The organism is Leifsonia shinshuensis, assembly GCF_013410375.1.
GTDB lineage: Bacteria > Actinomycetota > Actinomycetes > Actinomycetales > Microbacteriaceae > Leifsonia > Leifsonia shinshuensis.
On record NZ_JACCFL010000001.1, the window covers coordinates 3,711,891 to 3,727,209 of the forward strand.

Annotated in this window: 14 protein-coding genes; 6 read left to right on the forward strand and 8 right to left on the reverse strand. The window is 72.4% G+C overall.

The genetic code is table 11. The annotated features are described in order from the left end of the window. Positions 1-189: 189 nt before the first annotated feature. Genes HNR13_RS17915 through HNR13_RS17925 form a run of 3 tightly spaced genes read right to left on the reverse strand, consistent with a single transcriptional unit; the run spans position 190 to position 3,481 of the window. Positions 190-1,005: an alpha/beta fold hydrolase gene (locus HNR13_RS17915; RefSeq protein ID WP_179607956.1), complete on the reverse strand. Its 816-nt coding sequence runs from the start codon at positions 1,003-1,005 to the stop codon at positions 190-192. Beyond that, a complete protein-coding gene (locus HNR13_RS17920) occupies positions 1,002-2,714 on the reverse strand; it encodes a sensor histidine kinase (protein ID WP_179607958.1) in 1,713 nt (570 codons plus the stop codon). The genes HNR13_RS17915 and HNR13_RS17920 overlap by 4 nt, the downstream gene beginning before the upstream one ends. Beyond that, positions 2,711-3,481, reverse strand: coding sequence for a response regulator transcription factor (locus HNR13_RS17925; protein ID WP_281369286.1), 771 nt, complete (start codon positions 3,479-3,481; stop codon positions 2,711-2,713). The genes HNR13_RS17920 and HNR13_RS17925 overlap by 4 nt, the downstream gene beginning before the upstream one ends. Before the next feature lie 195 nt (positions 3,482-3,676). On the opposite strand from HNR13_RS17925, the gene HNR13_RS17930 reads away from it, so the two are divergent. Next, positions 3,677-5,239, forward strand: coding sequence for an ABC transporter permease (locus HNR13_RS17930; RefSeq protein ID WP_179607959.1), 1,563 nt, complete (start codon positions 3,677-3,679; stop codon positions 5,237-5,239). A 26-nt stretch (positions 5,240-5,265) separates the two neighbouring features. Then, positions 5,266-5,937 (forward strand): ATP-binding cassette domain-containing protein, encoded by a 672-nt coding sequence (locus HNR13_RS17935; protein ID WP_179607961.1) that lies wholly within the window; start codon positions 5,266-5,268, stop codon positions 5,935-5,937. A 149-nt stretch (positions 5,938-6,086) separates the two neighbouring features. Here HNR13_RS17935 and HNR13_RS17940 read toward each other — a convergent pair whose 3' ends face one another. The 5 genes from HNR13_RS17940 to HNR13_RS17960 form a co-directional block, all read right to left on the reverse strand. Continuing rightward, complete coding sequence (locus tag HNR13_RS17940) at positions 6,087-6,674, reverse strand: pentapeptide repeat-containing protein (RefSeq protein WP_179607962.1); 588 nt, start codon at positions 6,672-6,674, stop codon at positions 6,087-6,089. Positions 6,675-6,718: 44 nt separating this feature from the next. After that, on the reverse strand, positions 6,719-7,747 hold the full coding sequence (locus tag HNR13_RS17945; RefSeq protein ID WP_179607964.1) for a sugar phosphate isomerase/epimerase family protein: 1,029 nt from the start codon (positions 7,745-7,747) through the stop codon (positions 6,719-6,721). Next, positions 7,747-8,874, reverse strand: coding sequence for a Gfo/Idh/MocA family protein (locus HNR13_RS17950; RefSeq protein ID WP_343063605.1), 1,128 nt, complete (start codon positions 8,872-8,874; stop codon positions 7,747-7,749). The genes HNR13_RS17945 and HNR13_RS17950 overlap by 1 nt, the downstream gene beginning before the upstream one ends. 105 nt (positions 8,875-8,979) lie before the next feature. Then, positions 8,980-10,095 carry a Gfo/Idh/MocA family oxidoreductase gene (locus HNR13_RS17955; RefSeq protein WP_179607965.1) on the reverse strand — a complete coding sequence of 372 codons (1,116 nt, stop codon included), beginning with the start codon at positions 10,093-10,095 and terminating at the stop codon, positions 8,980-8,982. Continuing rightward, positions 10,092-10,838, reverse strand: coding sequence for a sugar phosphate isomerase/epimerase family protein (locus tag HNR13_RS17960; protein ID WP_343063606.1), 747 nt, complete (start codon positions 10,836-10,838; stop codon positions 10,092-10,094). The genes HNR13_RS17955 and HNR13_RS17960 overlap by 4 nt, the downstream gene beginning before the upstream one ends. 163 nt (positions 10,839-11,001) lie before the next feature. On the opposite strand from HNR13_RS17960, the gene HNR13_RS17965 reads away from it, so the two are divergent. The 4 genes from HNR13_RS17965 (at position 11,002) to HNR13_RS17980 (ending at position 15,318) form a co-directional block, all read left to right on the forward strand. Beyond that, entirely contained in the window at positions 11,002-12,183 is a 1,182-nt protein-coding gene (locus HNR13_RS17965) for an ROK family transcriptional regulator (RefSeq protein WP_179607969.1), read from the forward strand. A gap of 120 nt (positions 12,184-12,303) precedes the next feature. Further along, positions 12,304-13,449 carry a Gfo/Idh/MocA family protein gene (locus HNR13_RS17970; RefSeq protein ID WP_179607970.1) on the forward strand — a complete coding sequence of 382 codons (1,146 nt, stop codon included), beginning with the start codon at positions 12,304-12,306 and terminating at the stop codon, positions 13,447-13,449. Then, on the forward strand, positions 13,446-14,192 hold the full coding sequence (locus HNR13_RS17975; RefSeq protein WP_179607972.1) for a ThuA domain-containing protein: 747 nt from the start codon (positions 13,446-13,448) through the stop codon (positions 14,190-14,192). Before HNR13_RS17970 ends, HNR13_RS17975 begins: the two co-directional genes overlap by 4 nt. A gap of 94 nt (positions 14,193-14,286) precedes the next feature. Continuing rightward, positions 14,287-15,318: a Gfo/Idh/MocA family protein gene (locus tag HNR13_RS17980; RefSeq protein ID WP_179607973.1), complete on the forward strand. Its 1,032-nt coding sequence runs from the start codon at positions 14,287-14,289 to the stop codon at positions 15,316-15,318. The last annotated feature ends 1 nt before the right edge of the window (position 15,319 follow it).

Here is a 15,319-nt window from a genome sequence, read left to right on the forward strand (position 1 = left end):
TCGGTTGTCTTCTCGCACACCGCGGGAGCGGCGTGCGCCTCGACCGCGGGCAAAGAAAAAAGCTCCGGCGCAGACGCACGGAGCTCGACACGCAGAGAACTGCGGGAATCACTTCACACACCTGCGCGGGCCCCTACCTGAGTAGTTCTTCGGACATGCAAGCATGTCGACCAGCGGTCTTCGGCTCCGTCAAGGGTACGGGATGGGGCGGGCCGCACGCAAATCGGCGCCGGTTTGCGCGCGCAGGAAGTCCCCGACGTCGCGCCCGAACCGCGGATGCAGCGGCACGCCGGCGTGCGAACGCTTCAGGTACACCACGTGCCGGGCGTGCGGGAGCCCGCGGACCGTCTCCGCCGCCAGCTTCAGCGGGTAGAAGAAGTCGCGTCCGCCGGAGACGACCAGGACGGGCGCGGAGACCTCCGAGAGCCGGTCCCGCACGTCGTAGCCGTCCTCCGCCTGGACCAGGGCGCGCAGGCCCACCGGGTCGGCCGGGCCGGGCAGCAGCCGCGTGACGAGGCGGACGGCCGGGGCCAGCAGCGGGGCGTCCATCGTCGCGACGGCCAGCTCGCTGGTCGCCGCCGGATGATCGCTGCCGAGGAGGTCCGCGTAGCGGCGCTGGGCGGCGCGGCCGCTGGCCCCGAGGGCGGCGGCGCCCGCCGCCACGACGAGGGAGCCGACCAGGCCGGGGTGGTCGACGGCGAGCTGGAGGGCGATGCTCGCCCCCGTCGACACGCCCATCACCGCGGCGGGCGTGCGGAAGCGGCGGCGGAGCGTCGCCGCGTAAATGGCGGCGACCTCGGCCATCGTCGCGCCGGGCTCGAGCTCCGCGGGACGACCCACGGCGTAGACGCGGTGGGTGCGCGCCGGTCCGCTAACGATCAGGCGCTCGGTGAGCGCGTCGAGCCCGCGGGCGCGGCCCGGCTCCGACGGCAGCCCGCGCAGGAACACCAGCGGCGGGGCGGCGGGGTCGCCGTACGCGACGGCCGGCAGTGCTGCTGCGGTCACTCGCGCTCGGCCCGTTCAGGCGCGGGTGCGGGTGCGGGTGCGGGCTCGCGCGTCGGCTCGGACGGGGCGGCGTCGTACTCCTGGACGGCGTCGTAGCCGGGGGCGGCGTCGTACTCCGGGACGGCGTCCTCGATCGGAGCGGCCGCCGGGGGCGCGCCCTCCGCCGACGCCGCCAGCGGGAGCCGCACCGTGAACACCGTGCTGCCCGGCTCGCTCGCCACCGTGACCGTGCCGCCGTGCGCCTCCACCACCGCGTGCACGATGGCGAGTCCCAGCCCGGTCGAGCCGGTGGCGCGGTTGCGGCTGCTGTCCCCGCGCGCGAAGCGCTCGAACAGCGTGGACTGGAGGTCCTCCGGGATGCCGGGACCGTCGTCGGCGACCGTGACGACCGCCTCCCGCGTCGCGGCGTCCACGGCGAGCGCCGCGACCACCCTGGTGCCCTCCGGCGTGTGCACGCGCGCGTTCGCCAGCAGGTTCATGACGACCTGGTGCAGGCGCGGGGCGTCGCCGAGGACCTCGACCGGTTCCTCCGGCAGGTCGATGTGCCAGGTGTGGCCGGGTCCGGCCGCGTGCGCGTCGCTGACGGCGTCGATGAGCAGCAGGGAGAGGTCGACGGGGTCACGGTCGAGCTCCCTGCCCTCGTCGAGGCGGGCGAGCAGCAGCAGGTCCTCCACCAGGGAGGTCATCCGCGTCGCCTCGGACTCGATGCGGCCGAGCGAGCGGGTGACGTCCGGCGGCAGCTCGTGCGGCGAGCGCCGGGTGAGCTCGGCGTACCCGCGGATGGACGCGAGCGGCGTGCGGAGCTCGTGACTGGCGTCCGCGACGAACTGCCGCACCTTCTGCTCGCTCGCCTGCCGCGCGGTCAGCGCGGACGCGACGTGGCCGAGCATCCGGTTGAGGGCGCTGCCGACCTTGCCGACCTCGGTGTGCGTGTCGGTGTCCTCCTCCGGGACGCGGACCGACAGGGCGACATCGCCGCGGTCGAGCGGCATGTGCGCCACCTGCTCGGCCGTCTCCGTCACGCGGGCGAGCGGTCTCATAGCGAGGCGGACGACGAAGCTGGCGATCAGGAAGGCGAAGATCAGGCCCGCGAGGGTGACCAGCGCGATCACGATCGTGAGCTGCTGGGTGGTCGCGTTCACCTCGCTGAGCGGCAGGCCGATGATGACGCTGTCGCCGTTGTCGAGCTGCGCGGCGGCGATCCGGTACGGGCCGAGGGTCGGCCCGAGGTCGATGGTCCGCGGCTGCTGGTCCGCGGGGAGGGTGAGCAGCGCCGAGGTCGTGATCGGGACGCGCTGCGGCGCCACCGGCTGGTTGTCGGACGACGCGGGCGGCCGGTCCGCGAGGATCACCGGGTACAGGAGGTCGGATCCGCTGCGGATGACGCCGAACGTCCCGGTCTGCTGGCCGGGGGTCTGCACGATGCCGATCGCGTCCGGTCCGGTCGGCTGGTTCCCGTAGATCCTGTCCGCCGCGTGCTGGCCGCGCGCCAGCGCACTGGTCAGCTGCTGGTCGAGCCGCACCGTGAGGTAGTTCTGCAGGGCGAGCACGCTGATCGTCCCGATCACCGCCCCCAGGACGGCGAGCATCGCGACGACGACGAGCACCACGCGGCTGCGCAGCGTCCAGGTGCGGAACGGACGGAGACCGAGGCGCCGGGCGCGCTCACGGCCGGAGGTCGGGGCGCCCGCAGAGCGGGCAGAGGTCATTGCGCGGCCTTCACCATGTAGCCGGCGCCCCGCACGGTGTGGATCATCGCCGGCCGGCCGGCGTCGATCTTCTTGCGCAGGTAGGAGATGTAGAGCTCCACGACGCTGGAGGAGCCGCCGAAGTCGTACGACCAGACCCGGTCCAGGATCTGCGCCTTGCTGAGCACGCGGCGCGGGTTGCGCATCAGGAACCGCAGCAGCTCGAACTCCGTCGCGGTGAGCTGGATCGGCTCGCCGTCGCGGTGCACCTCGTAGCTGTCCTCGTCCAGCACGAGGTCGCCCACGATCAGCACCGGGTCGTCCTGGTCGGCGACGGCTGCGCGTGACCGGCGCAGCAGGCCGCGGAGCCGGGCGACGAGCTCCTCCAGACTGAACGGCTTCGTGACGTAGTCGTCGCCGCCGGCCGTGAGCCCGGCGATCCGGTCGTCCAGGGAGTCCTTGGCGGTGAGGAAGAGCACGGGCGCCTCGTTGCCGTCGGCGCGCATCCGGGAGAGCACCTGGAGGCCGTCGATGTCGGGCAGCATGATGTCCAGCACCACGACGTCCGGCTTGAACTCGCGCGAGAGCTGCAGGGCCTGCTGCCCGTTCGACGCGGTCTTCACCTCCCAGTCCTCGTAGTGCAGCGCCATCGCGAGCAGATCGGTCAGCGTGGCCTCGTCGTCGACGACGAGCACGCGGATCGAGCTGCCGTCGGCGCGGCGCAGGAGGGTACGGGGCTGGCTGGAGGCACCGGAGGCGGCACGGGCATTGATGGTCACCTTTCCCATTATGAGGAGCGGGATTGATGGTGACTTTGTGAAAGCTATGGGAGTTCTGAGAGCCGTCGGACCGGCGCCACGAGGCGGAGGCGACGTCCCCGAACGTCGTCCGGCGGATCCATAGCCTCGCCACAGTGCCCCGAAAAGCGCCGAACCTACCGTCCGTTGAATCACTCCTTTCCGACCCAGAGAGACGTAAAGCCAATGTTCGGGACATATCTGCGGCGCGAGCTGCTCAATCGCCGCAAGCAGACGGTCATCATCGCGATCGGCATGGCCCTCGCGATCGCGCTCGTCATCATCGTCAATGCGGTCTCCGCCGGTGTGAAGGACGCGCAGGCGAGCGTGCTGCAGTCCGTCTACGGCGTCGGCACCGACATCACCGTCACCAAGCCGGCCACGGCCCAGAGCGCGACCGCCCAGCAGGGCGCCGGCGGCGGGCCGCGCTTCGACTTCGGCGCCAACTCCGGGACGGACACCGGCTCCGGCCGTCAGGTGAACACCTCCCGCCTGGAGCCCACCCGCGGCGCCACCGTGATGGACGCGGCCACCTTGACCACGGCCGAGAAGGTCCAGAACGTGAAGTCGGCCGCCGCCGTGCTGTCGCTGACCAACACCAGCTTCAGCGGCACCCTCCCGAACTTCCAGCAGCTGCGCGAGCAGCGCCAGGCGGCCGGCGGCAGCACGGCCTCCACCCCTCCGCCCACCGGCGGCGCGGACGGCGCCGGCGGCAGCTCGTTCACCGTCGACTCGTTCTCGGTGCTGGGCCTCGACCCGGCCGGCACGTCGGTCGGGCCGCTCGCGTCCGTGACGCTGTCCAGCGGCCGCACCTTCACCGCGGCGGACAAGGCGGCCGACGTCGTCGTGCTCGACGCCGCGTACGCCAAGACCGCGTCCAAGGCCGTGGGCGACACCGTCACCATCGGCGGCACCGACTTCAAGGTGATCGGCATCGTCTCGGCGACCGGCGCAGACTCCACCACCGCCGCGAACGCCTACATCCCGCTGGGGGTCGCGCAGACGCTGTCCGGGCAGGCGGGCAAGATCTCCTCGGTCTACATCACCGCGGCGTCGTCGAGCGACATCGACCAGATCAAGACCGACCTGACCAAGGCCCTCCCCGGCGCGACCGTCAGCACCCAGGCCGACCTGGCCTCCAGCGTCTCCGGCTCGCTCGGCAGCGCAGGCCAGCTCATCTCCAGCCTCGGCACCTGGCTCTCGGTGATCGTCCTGGCGGCGGCGTTCCTCATCGCCATCCTGTTCACCATCTCCGGCGTCACCCGCCGCACCCGCGAGTTCGGCACCCTGAAGGCGATCGGCTGGTCCAACCGCCGGATCACCGGCCAGGTCGCGGGCGAGTCGGTCGTCCAGGGCCTGATCGGCGGCGTCATCGGCGTCGCCGTCGGCCTCATCGGCGTCTGGGTGGTCAACATCGTCTCCCCGACCCTGACCGGCAGCATCGGCTCCGGCTTCGCCAACGCTGCGGGTCAGGGCACGGGCGGGGCCGGGACGGGAGGCTCGGGCGCCGGAGGAACCGGCTCCGGCACCACCGGCGGCGGCTTCGGCGGCGGGAACGGCGCGTTCGCCGGCATCCGCCGGGCGGCCTCCCAGACCACTGCCGACATCGCCCTGCACGCGCCCGTCACGCTGTGGATCATCGTCGGCGCGGTCGCGCTCGCCATCCTCGGCGGCCTCATCGCGGGCGCGATCGGCGGCTGGCGCGCCTCCCGTCTCCGTCCCGCCGCCGCCCTGCGCTCGGTCGCCTGAACCGTCCCCGAACAGAAGGAGTCCCCGTGTACACCCTCACGAACGTCACCAAGAAGTACACCCAGTCCCGCCGGGAGGTCGTCGCCCTCCACGACGTCACCCTGGAGATCCCGGACGGCCAGCTCGTCGCCATCCAGGGCCCGACCGGCGGCGGCAAGTCCACGCTGCTGCAGATGCTCGGCGCGCTCGACCGGCCCAGCTCCGGCTCGGTGGAGCTCGGCCAGGCCAGCCTGTCGAAGCTCGGCGACGGCAACCTCACCGGGATCCGCGCCACCGAGATCGGCTTCGTCTTCCAGGGCTTCAACCTGATCCCGACGCTGACGGCTCACGAGAACGTGGAGACCGCGCTCGCCCCGCTCAAGGTGAGCGCGGAGGAGCGCAAGCGCCGCGCCTCCGAGGCGCTCGCCTCGGTGGGGCTCGCCGACCGCGGCAGCCACCTCCCGTCCGAGCTCTCCGGAGGCCAGCAGCAGCGCGTCGCGATCGCCCGCGCCCTGGTGAAGGACCCGGACGTGCTGCTGGCGGACGAACCCACCGGCAACCTGGACGAGGAGACCCGCGACGAGATCATGGACCTCCTCGAGGGCCTGTGGCGCGACCGCGGCCTCACGGTCATCGTCGTCACGCACGACTCGGCCGTGGCCAAGCGCGCCCAGCGCCGCCTGCACATCAAGCACGGGCAGGTGAAGGAGGTCGCGTAGCGCCGCGCACATTCGTCACGAATGTCGACTTTGGCGACGCCATTGGCGACATTCGTCACGAATGTGCCAGATTCACCGAAGGCGACATTCGTGACGAATGTCGCCTTTGGGCGCGTCAAACGCGACATTCGTCACGAATGTCGTGGCGGTCAGGAGGGGGTGGGGACCACCGTCATGCCCGCCGCCTCCGCGAGGAGGACGGCCTGGCGCTCGTCGATGGTCGCGCCGCGGAGGCCGACCTCGGCCGGGTCGACGCCGGTCAGGTCGCTACCGACCAGGCTGGCCGCCGCGAAGTCGGCTCCCGTGAGGACCGCGGCGGACAGGTCGCAGCCCGCGAAGACGGCCTCGGCGCAGCGCGCGCGGCTGAGGTCGGCCTCCCGGAGCTTGACGCCGGTGAACTCGACGCCGCGCAGCTCCGCGCGGCCGAGGTCCACGAACGACCAGTTGCCGCCCTCCACCGTCAGCAGCGCGAACTCGCAGCCGCTGAAGCTGCTGCCGGTGACCTTGCACCGCCGGAACGTCGCGTCGAAGAAGTTGCAGCCGATGAAGGTGCAGTTCACGAACGCGCTGTCGGTGTGCTCGCTCACGTTGAACCGCACCGAGCGGAACGTGCACGCGGTGAACGTCGCTCCCGTCGAGCGCACCTCGGTCAGGTCGACGTCGATGAACTCCACCCCGTCGAACTCGAGGCCGTCGAGGTCGCGTCCGTACCAGTCCTCACCCCGGATGATGTCCACGAGCGCGAGCCTACCGGGAGGCCCCGACCTCAGTCCGGTCGCGGTCAGTCCTGGTTGCTGAACGCGGCGTCGAACGACGCCGTCGGCAGCTTCCAGAGCAGCGAGCGGATGAACCCGACCGCCTCGGCGGCGCCGTGCAGGCGGTCCATCCCGGCGTCCTCCCACTCGACCGAGATGGGGCCGGTGTAGCCGATCGACTCCAGCGCGCGGAACGAGTCCTCCCACGGCACGTCGCCGTGCCCGGTGGAGACGAAGTCCCAGCCGCGGCGCGGGTCGCCCCAGGGCAGGTGCGAGCCGAGCACGCCGGCGCGGCCGTTCTTCGGGCGCAGGCGGGTGTCCTTGCAGTCGACGTGGTAGATGCGGTCTTTGAAGTCCACGATGAAGCCGACCGGGTCGATGTCCTGCCACATCATGTGCGACGGGTCCCAGTTGAAGCCGAACGCCTCGCGGTGGTCGATCGCCTCCAGCGAGCGGACACTGGTCCAGTAGTCGTACGCGATCTCCGACGGGTGCACCTCGTGCGCGAACCGCACGCCCTCGCCGTCGAACACGTCGAGGATCGGGTTCCAGCGGTCGGCGAAGTCCTGGTAGCCGGCGTCGATGACGGAGGCGGGAACCGGCGGGAACTGCGCGACGTACGGCCAGATGCTGGAGCCGGTGAAGCCGACGACGGTGTCGACGCCGAGCTTGCGGGCGACCTTCGCGGTGAGCTTCAGCTCCTCCGCTGCGCGCTGCCGGACGCCCTCCGGGTCGCCGTCGCCCCACACCTTCGAGCCGACGATCGCCTGGTGGCGGAAGTCGATCGGGTCGTCGCAGACGGCCTGGCCCTTGAGGTGGTTGGAGATGGCCCAGACCTTGAGGCCGTACTTGTCGAGGATGTCGAGGCGGCCCTGGAGGTAGGCGTCGTCCTCCGCGGCCCGCCAGACGTCGAGATGCTCGCCCGAGCAGGCGATCTCCAGGCCGTCGTAGCCCCACTCGGAGGCGTGCTTCGCGACCTCCTCGAGCGTCAGGTCGGCCCACTGGCCGGTGAACAGGGTGACCGGGTGCGTGCGCCCCGACTCGCCATCAGTCATCAGTTGGTTCCCATCTCGATCCAGGTGCCCGACTCGGCCGAGTCGATCACGGCGTCGGTGATCCGGACGGCGCGCAGGCCGTCCTCGAAGCGCGGCAGGCCGTCGGGGGTCTCCCCCGCGACCGCGGCGTAGCTGTCGGCGACGAACGCGTTGAACGCGTCCTGGTAGCCCTGCGGATGCCCGGACGGCACCACGCACAGCCGCGCGGCGTCGGCGCTCAGCTGGTCGGCGTCGCGCGGGATCAGGAGGCTGCCCGAACGGCGGCCGACCCACAGCGTCTCCGGCTGCTCCTGGTCGAAGGCCACGCTCTCGGCGCTGCCGGCGATCTCCAGCCACAGCCGGTTCTTGCGGCCGGGGGCGACCTGCGACACCAGCAGAGTGCCGATCGCTCCCGAGACGGTCTCGATGATGACCGCGGCGGCGTCCTCCGTGGTGATGCCCGCGTGGGAGGCGCGCTCGGCGAACACCGTGCGCTTCTTCGCGGACAGCCGCGCGACCCGGTCCCCGCTGACGAACTCCACCAGATCGACCAGGTGCGAGCCGATGTCGGCGAACGCGCGGGAGCGCCCGCCCTGCTCGGAGTCGACGCGCCAGTTGTCGTCGCCGGAGGCCAGCAGCCAGTCCTGCAGGTAGGAGGCGTTCACGGTGAGCACCTGCCCGGCGGCCCCGGACGCGAAGCGCGCCCGGGCCTCCCGCACGAGCGGGTGGAAGCGGTAGACGAACGGCACGGTCGCGGTGCGACCGGCCGCGGCGGCGACCAGCGCCTCCGCGTCGGCGACGGTGGTCGCCAGCGGCTTCTCGCACACGACGTCCTTGCCGGAGGCCAGCACCGCCGCGGCCTGGGAGGCGTGCAGCGCGTTCGGCGTGGTCACGTGGACGACGTCGATCGTGTCGTCGGCGAGCACCTCCTCCAGCGACCCGTATGCTCGGCCGATCCCGAGGCGCTCGGCCGCGGCGGCCGAGCGCTCCGGGGAGGACGAGACGATGCCCGCCAGCTCGGCGCGCGCGGCCCGGGCGGCGCGCGAGTGCACCTCCGCCATGAACCCGCCGCCGACGATCGCGACCCGCAGCCGCGCTCCGGCCGCGCTCTCGTCCCGTCGGCTCAGTCCACCTGACTCGCTGCTCACACTGCTCCGTTCGTCATGGTCTGTGATTGGTCCTCGGTCGCAGGCTCCCTCGGCGCTGGGGTCGCGGCATCGCTCCGCGCTGCCCTGAGCTCCACCGCGCCGTGATCAGGCCAGGGTCGCCGCGCGCGGGTCCCAGTCCTCCGGCAGGGCCGGAGCGACCTCGACGGTGCTCTTCACGTCCACCGGCGCACCGGACTCGCCGGCCTCGATGGTCGCGACCATGACGTCGAGGACGTGGAAGGCCTGCTCGCCGGAGGCCCGCTCGGGGACGCCCGCGCGGATGGCCCGCGCCAGCTCGACGACGCCGATGCCGCGGCTGCTCGTGGTGCCGGTCGACGGCAGCGTCTCGACGCCGTCGGCGCCGTGCACCAGGAGGTCGCCCTCGAAGGTGTTCGGGTCGGGGACGACGAGCGTCGCCTCCAGGCCGGCGACCTCGAACTGGGTGCGGCCCAGCTTGGAGTCGAAGCTGAAGATCGACTGCGCGGTCTGGCCGCTCTCGAACTCGTAGAGCGCGCTGACGTGCGTCGGCACGGTGACCTGGAACGACTCGCCGGCGCGCGGGCCGGAGCCGATGACGCGCGACTCCTTCGCCTTGGAGGCGACGGCAGACACGCGCTTGACCGGGCCGAACAGCTGCACCAGGGCGGTCAGGTAGTACGGGCCGATGTCGAACAGCGGACCGGCGCCCTCCTGGAACAGGAAGTCCGGGTTCGGGTGCCACGACTCCGGGCCGGCGCTCTGCATGAGGGTCAGCGCGGTCAGCGGGGCGCCGATCGCGCCGCTCTCGATCAGGCGGCGCGACGACTGGATGCCGGCGCCGAGGAAGGTGTCGGGCGCCGTCGCGACGCGCAGGCCCTTCTCGTGCGCGGCCTCCAACAGCTGGATGCCGCTGGTGCGGTCGAGGGCGAACGGCTTCTCGCTCCAGACGTGCTTGCCGGCGGCGAGCGCCTGCAGCGCCACCTCGACGTGCACCTTGGGGATGGTGAGGTTGACGACGATCTCGATGGCGTCGTCCGCGAGCAGCTCCTCCACAGTGCCGGAGCCCGGGACGCCGTACTTCTCGGCCTGGGCCTTGGCGCGCTCCAGGTCGATGTCGGCGACGAAGCGCACGTCGAGGTCCGGGAACGCGGTGAGGTTCTCGAGGTACTGGTTGCTGATGACGCCGGCGCCGATGAGGCCGACGCCGACCTTGCCCGTGCCGACCTTCTCCGTGCCGGTCACGCGAAGGCCTCGGTGGTGAGGAACGCGTAGCTGTCGGCGACGGCCTGGAAGCGGTCGCCGCGCGAGTCGTCGAGCTCGATGACGCGGAGGGCGTTCGGGGCGGCGGCGATGATGTCGGCGATCGGCAGCGAGCCCTGGCCGACGGCGACCTGGTCCTTGGTCTCGGTGGTGCCGGGGCCGTCCTTGATGTGGAGGGCGACGACGCGGTCGCCGAGCTTCGGGAGCAGCGTCACCGGGTCCTTGCCGCCGACGGCCACCCAGTAGGTGTCGACCTCCAGGACGACCTCCGGCGCGAGCTTCGACGCGAAGTACTCCAGCGCGGTCACGCCGTCGATCGTGCTCTCCAGCTCGTGCGCGTGGTTGTGGTAGCCCACGCGGACGCCGTGCTTCGCGGCGACCTCGGCGGCGGCGTTGAGCGCGGCGGCGGTGGCCTCCACGTCCTCGGCCGTCTGCCAGCGCTCGGCGGGGACGTGCGGGTCGATAACCGTCGTGATGCCCAGGTCCGCCGCCGTGGCGAACACGGTGTCGAGGTCCTCGCGGCCGATGAACCCCTGGTGGGTGGTGGGCGCGGTGAGGCCGGTCTCGGCGAAGCCCTGGCGCAGGCCGTCCGCGAAGTCGAGGAAGCCGAACGGCTCCACCTGGGTGAACCCGATGTCGGCGATCCGGTGGAGGGTTCCGACCGTGTCCTCGGTCAGGAGCTCACGGACCGTGTAGAGCTGCACGGAGAGGTTGGACGTCGACACTGGTTCTCCTCGTCGAGTTTCGCTGGATGGTGACGCTGGGGTGACGGCGCACGAAACGGCGCCGACGTCCATTCAAGCGAGACTTCTGCCGATTGTCAATCAAAAGTCGACGCACGGCCGCCCGCCTTTGGATCGCCGGCCAGCCCTGTGATTCAATACCTGCATGACCGACAGTGCCCGGGCGTCCGGCATCGTCGCCGCAGACGCCTCGGAGCTCCTGGCGATCCTGCGCGACGGCGTTCCGCGTACCCGGGCGCAGCTCGCGGAGCTGACCGGTCTCGCGCGCTCGACGATCGCGGTGCGCATCGACACGCTCACCGAGACCGGGCTCGTGGCGCCGGCCGGCGACGACGTGTCGACCGGAGGCCGCCCTCCCGCGCGGATCCGGTTCAACCCCGACTCGCGCGTGGTCCTGGCGATCGACCTCGGCGCGACCCACGGCGTCGTCGCGTTGGCCGACCTCGCCGGTACGATCACGACCAGCGAGTCCCGCCGCCTGCGGATCTCCGACGGCCCGGAGGCGATCCTCGACTGGGCGCTCGAGACCGCCGAGCGCCTGTATGCCGCGACCGGGCGCCCGCTCGGCGACCTGGTCGGCGTCGGCATCGGCGTGCCGGGGCCGGTCGAGCACTCGACGGGCCTCCCGGTGAACCCGCCGATCATGCCGGGCTGGGACCGCTTCGACATCCCGACGTACGTGCGGCGCGTGTTCGACGTGCCCGTCCTCGTCGACAACGACGTGAACCTCCTCGCCCTCGGCGAGCACGCCCTCGCCTGGCCCGACCAGTCGGAGCTGCTGTTCGTCAAGGTCGCGACCGGCATCGGCGCCGGCATCATCAGCGGCGGCCGGCTGCAGCGCGGGGCGCAGGGCTCCGCGGGCGACCTCGGCCACGTGCGCGTGCCGTTCACCAGCGAGACCCCGAGCCACGGCGCCAGCGACGCCGATCTGGAGGCCCTGGCCAGCGGACCGGCGATCGCCCGCGCCCTCACCGCCGCGGGCATCCCCGCGGCCTCCAGCGACGACGTGGTCGCGCTCGCCCGCACCGGCAACGCCGAGGTGCTGCAGGCCATCCGCCAGGCGGGCCGCGATCTCGGGGAGGTCGTCGCGACCTGCGTCAACCTGCTGAACCCGTCGCTCGTCGTCGTCGGCGGCAGCCTGTCCCAGGTCGGCGAGCAGCTCCTCGCCGGGGTGCGGGAGGTCGTCTACCAGCGCTCCACCCCGCTCGCCACGCAGCATCTCACCATCACCCAGTCCCGCTCCCCGGAGACCGGCGGCGCCATCGGCGCGGCCATCATGGTCATCCAGGACACCCTGGGCGTCGCCTCCCGTCCCCTCCCCCGCTGAAGCCGCACCGCACCACCGCCGCCCCACAGGAAGGTCGAATCGATTCGACCGCCCGCCGCCCTCGACCACCACGACCACCACGACACCGCTCCACGAACACCCTCCCTCGAAAGGACCGCAGTGACCGCAACCACTCCGACCACCCCGCTCCGCGCCGGCGTCGTCGGCCTCGGCTGGGCCGGCCAGCAGCACATGGACGCCTACGCCTCCCTCCCCGGCGTCGAGCTCGTCGCCATCGCCGGCATGGAGGACGGCCCCCGGGCCGAGCTCGGCGAGAAGTACGGCGTCACGCGCCGCTACAGCGACTGGCGCGACCTCGTCGCCGACGGCGACCTCGACGTCGTGAGCGTCGCCGTCCCCACCTTCCTGCACGCGCCGATCACCGTCGGCGCGCTGGAGGCGGGCATCCACGTGCTCAGCGAGAAGCCGATCGCGCGCACCGCCGCCGAGGCCCAGACCATGGTGGACGCCGCGCACCGCTCCGGCCGCGTGCTGGAGGTCGCCTTCAACCACCGCCGCCGCGGCGACATCGAGGCGCTGAAGGCCGCGATCGACGCCGGCCAGATCGGCCGGCCGTACCACGCGCGCGCGATCTGGCTGCGCAGGGCGGGCATCCCCGCGCTCGGCAGCTGGTTCACCAACCGCGAGATGGCCGGCGGCGGACCGCTGATCGACATCGGCGTGCACGTGCTCGACTACGCGCTGCACCTGTTCGGCGAGCCGCAGGTCACCGCCGTCTCCGCCGTCACCCACTCCGAGCTCGGCGCACGCGGCCGCGGCGGCGCCAAGAGCGACAAGCAGCACGTCGGCTCCGCCTACGAGGTGGAGGACCTGGCCAGCCTGCTGCTGCGCCTGGAGGGCGGCGGCTCGATCGTCCTCGAGACCAGCTGGGCCGCCTACCGGCCGGCCGGCGACGAGTTCGGCATCACCCTCTACGGCACCGAAGGCGGCGCGGACCTCCGCGTCGTCGACTACGCCCCCGCCGGCGAACTGACCATCTTCACCGGAGAGGGCGAGGAGGTCGAGGACATCGCGGTGACCGCCGACGCCGGCCGCGGCCACCTCGCGGTGGTCGAGACCTTCCTCGAGCACGTCGCCGACGAGCCGAACTGGTCGCACTGGGACGGCTCGCTCGCCCTCGATCGCGCCCGCGTCATCGACGCCGCCTACGAGTCGGCCCGCCTCGGCGCCGAGGTGCGCCTGACCCCGGCGACCGCCGGGCTCGACGCCGACAGCACGACCACCACCGAGACCCAGGAGGCATGACCATGACCGCCACGACACCGCTGCGCGTCACCGTCTGGAACGAGGGCGTCCACGAGACCACCCAGCCCGAGATCGCCGCGATCTACCCGGACGGCATCCACGGCGCCATCGCCGCCGGCCTCACCGAGCTGCTCGGCCAGGAGGTCACCGTCCGCACGGCGACCCTCGCCGACCCGGAGCACGGTCTGAGCGAGCAGCAGCTCGCCGAGACGGACGTGCTGCTCTGGTGGGGGCACATCGCCCACGACCAGGTCTCCGACGAGGTGGTGGAGCGCGTGCGGCAGCACGTCCTCGGCGGGATGGGCCTGATCGTCCTGCACTCCGGGCACTTCTCGAAGATCTTCATCCGCATGCTCGGCACCACCTGCTCGCTGCGCTGGCGCAACCCGGAGGGCGGCGAGCGCGAGCTGGTCTGGAACGTGAACCCGACGCACCCCATCGCGGAGGGCGTCGACCAGCCCATCGTGATCGAGGCGCAGGAGATGTACGGGGAGTTCTTCGACATCCCGACGCCGGACGACCTGGTGTTCATCAGCTCGTTCACCGGCGGGGAGGTCTTCCGCTCCGGCGTGACGTTCACGCGCGGCCGCGGCAAGATCTTCTACTTCTCGCCCGGCGACCAGGAGTACCCGGTCTACTTCCACCCGCAGGTGCGCCGCGTCCTCGCCAACGGCGTCCGCTGGGCCGCGCCGGTCGCGGGCGCCCGCCAGGCCCCAGAGGTCTCCAACCCGCAGCCGGTCTGACCCGAACCTCAGAAGAGGGGTCGCAACACGCCGTTCCGCACCGCGGATAACGGCGTGTTGCGACCCCCCTGAGGTGGCAGGGCAGACTGTGCGTATGGCCAGCCTCCCCTCGCCCCGCTTTCCGGACCCCGCGGACGCGCCCGCCCTGCGCTGGGGCGTGATCGGCCCCGGCGGGATCGCCGCCGACTTCACCGACGCGCTGCACGCGCACACGACGCAGCGGATGGTCGCCTGCGGGTCGCGGTCGGCCGAGCGGGCAGCCGCGTTCGCCGCCGCACACGGCGTCGAGCGCGCCTACGACTCCTACGAGGCGCTGGTCGCCGACCCGGAGGTGGACGTCGTCTATGTCGCCACCCCGCACAGCGAGCACCTGGAGCACGCCCTCCTCGCGATCGCGGCGGGCAAGCACGTCCTGGTGGAGAAGCCGCTCGCGGCGACGGCCGAGCAGGCCAGGCGGATCGCCGACGCCGCGCGGGCGGCCGGCGTCTTCGCGATGGAGGCGATGTGGACGCGTTACCTCCCGCAGACCGACATCGTGCGGCAACTGCTCGACGCCGGCGCGCTCGGGGAGCTGCGCGTCGTCACCGCCGACTTCGGCGGGAACGCCGCCTTCGACCCCGCCGGGCGGCTCTGGGACCCCGCGCTCGCCGGCGGCGCCCTCCTCGACCTCGGGGTCTACGTGGTGTCGTGGGCGTCGTTCGCGCTCGGCGCCCCCGCCGGGATCATCGCGACAGGCACGCTGGCCCCGACCGGTGTGGACGAGCAGGCGGCGCTGATCCTCAGCTCGGCCCGCGGCGCGCAGGCGCTGCTGAGCACCGGCCTGCGGGCCGGGACGCCGTCGCTGGCGACCATCTGCGGCGCCGACGGCCGGATCGAGCTGGACAGCCCGTTCTGGGGTCCGAGCGGCCTCCGGCTGACCGGCTCGGACGGCCGCGTCGTGGAGGCGTGGCGCGACCCGTACGGGCGTCCGCACCGGCAGGGGATGTCGTACGAAGCAGCCGCTCTCGCGCGCTACGTGGCGGAGGGCCGCACCGAGTCGCCGCTGCACTCGCTGGCGGAGGCGGTGTCCACCCTCGCGACGATCGACGAGGCCCGCCGCCAGCTCGGCGCGGCGGGCGTGGGCTGAC

Excerpts from the sequence above, each read along its gene's own strand:
- HNR13_RS17945 (WP_179607964.1), bottom strand. The coding sequence starts at position 7,747 with ATGACTGATGGCGAGTCGGGGCGCACGCACCCGGTCACCCTGTTCACC.
- HNR13_RS17920 (WP_179607958.1), bottom strand. The coding sequence starts at position 2,714 with ATGACCTCTGCCCGCTCTGCGGGCGCCCCGACCTCCGGCCGTGAGCGC.
- HNR13_RS17980 (WP_179607973.1), top strand. The coding sequence starts at position 14,287 with ATGGCCAGCCTCCCCTCGCCCCGCTTTCCGGACCCCGCGGACGCGCCC.
- HNR13_RS17930 (WP_179607959.1), top strand. The coding sequence starts at position 3,677 with ATGTTCGGGACATATCTGCGGCGCGAGCTGCTCAATCGCCGCAAGCAG.
- HNR13_RS17975 (WP_179607972.1), top strand. The coding sequence starts at position 13,446 with ATGACCATGACCGCCACGACACCGCTGCGCGTCACCGTCTGGAACGAG.
- HNR13_RS17925 (WP_281369286.1), bottom strand. The coding sequence starts at position 3,481 with ATGGGAAAGGTGACCATCAATGCCCGTGCCGCCTCCGGTGCCTCCAGC.
- HNR13_RS17965 (WP_179607969.1), top strand. The coding sequence starts at position 11,002 with ATGACCGACAGTGCCCGGGCGTCCGGCATCGTCGCCGCAGACGCCTCG.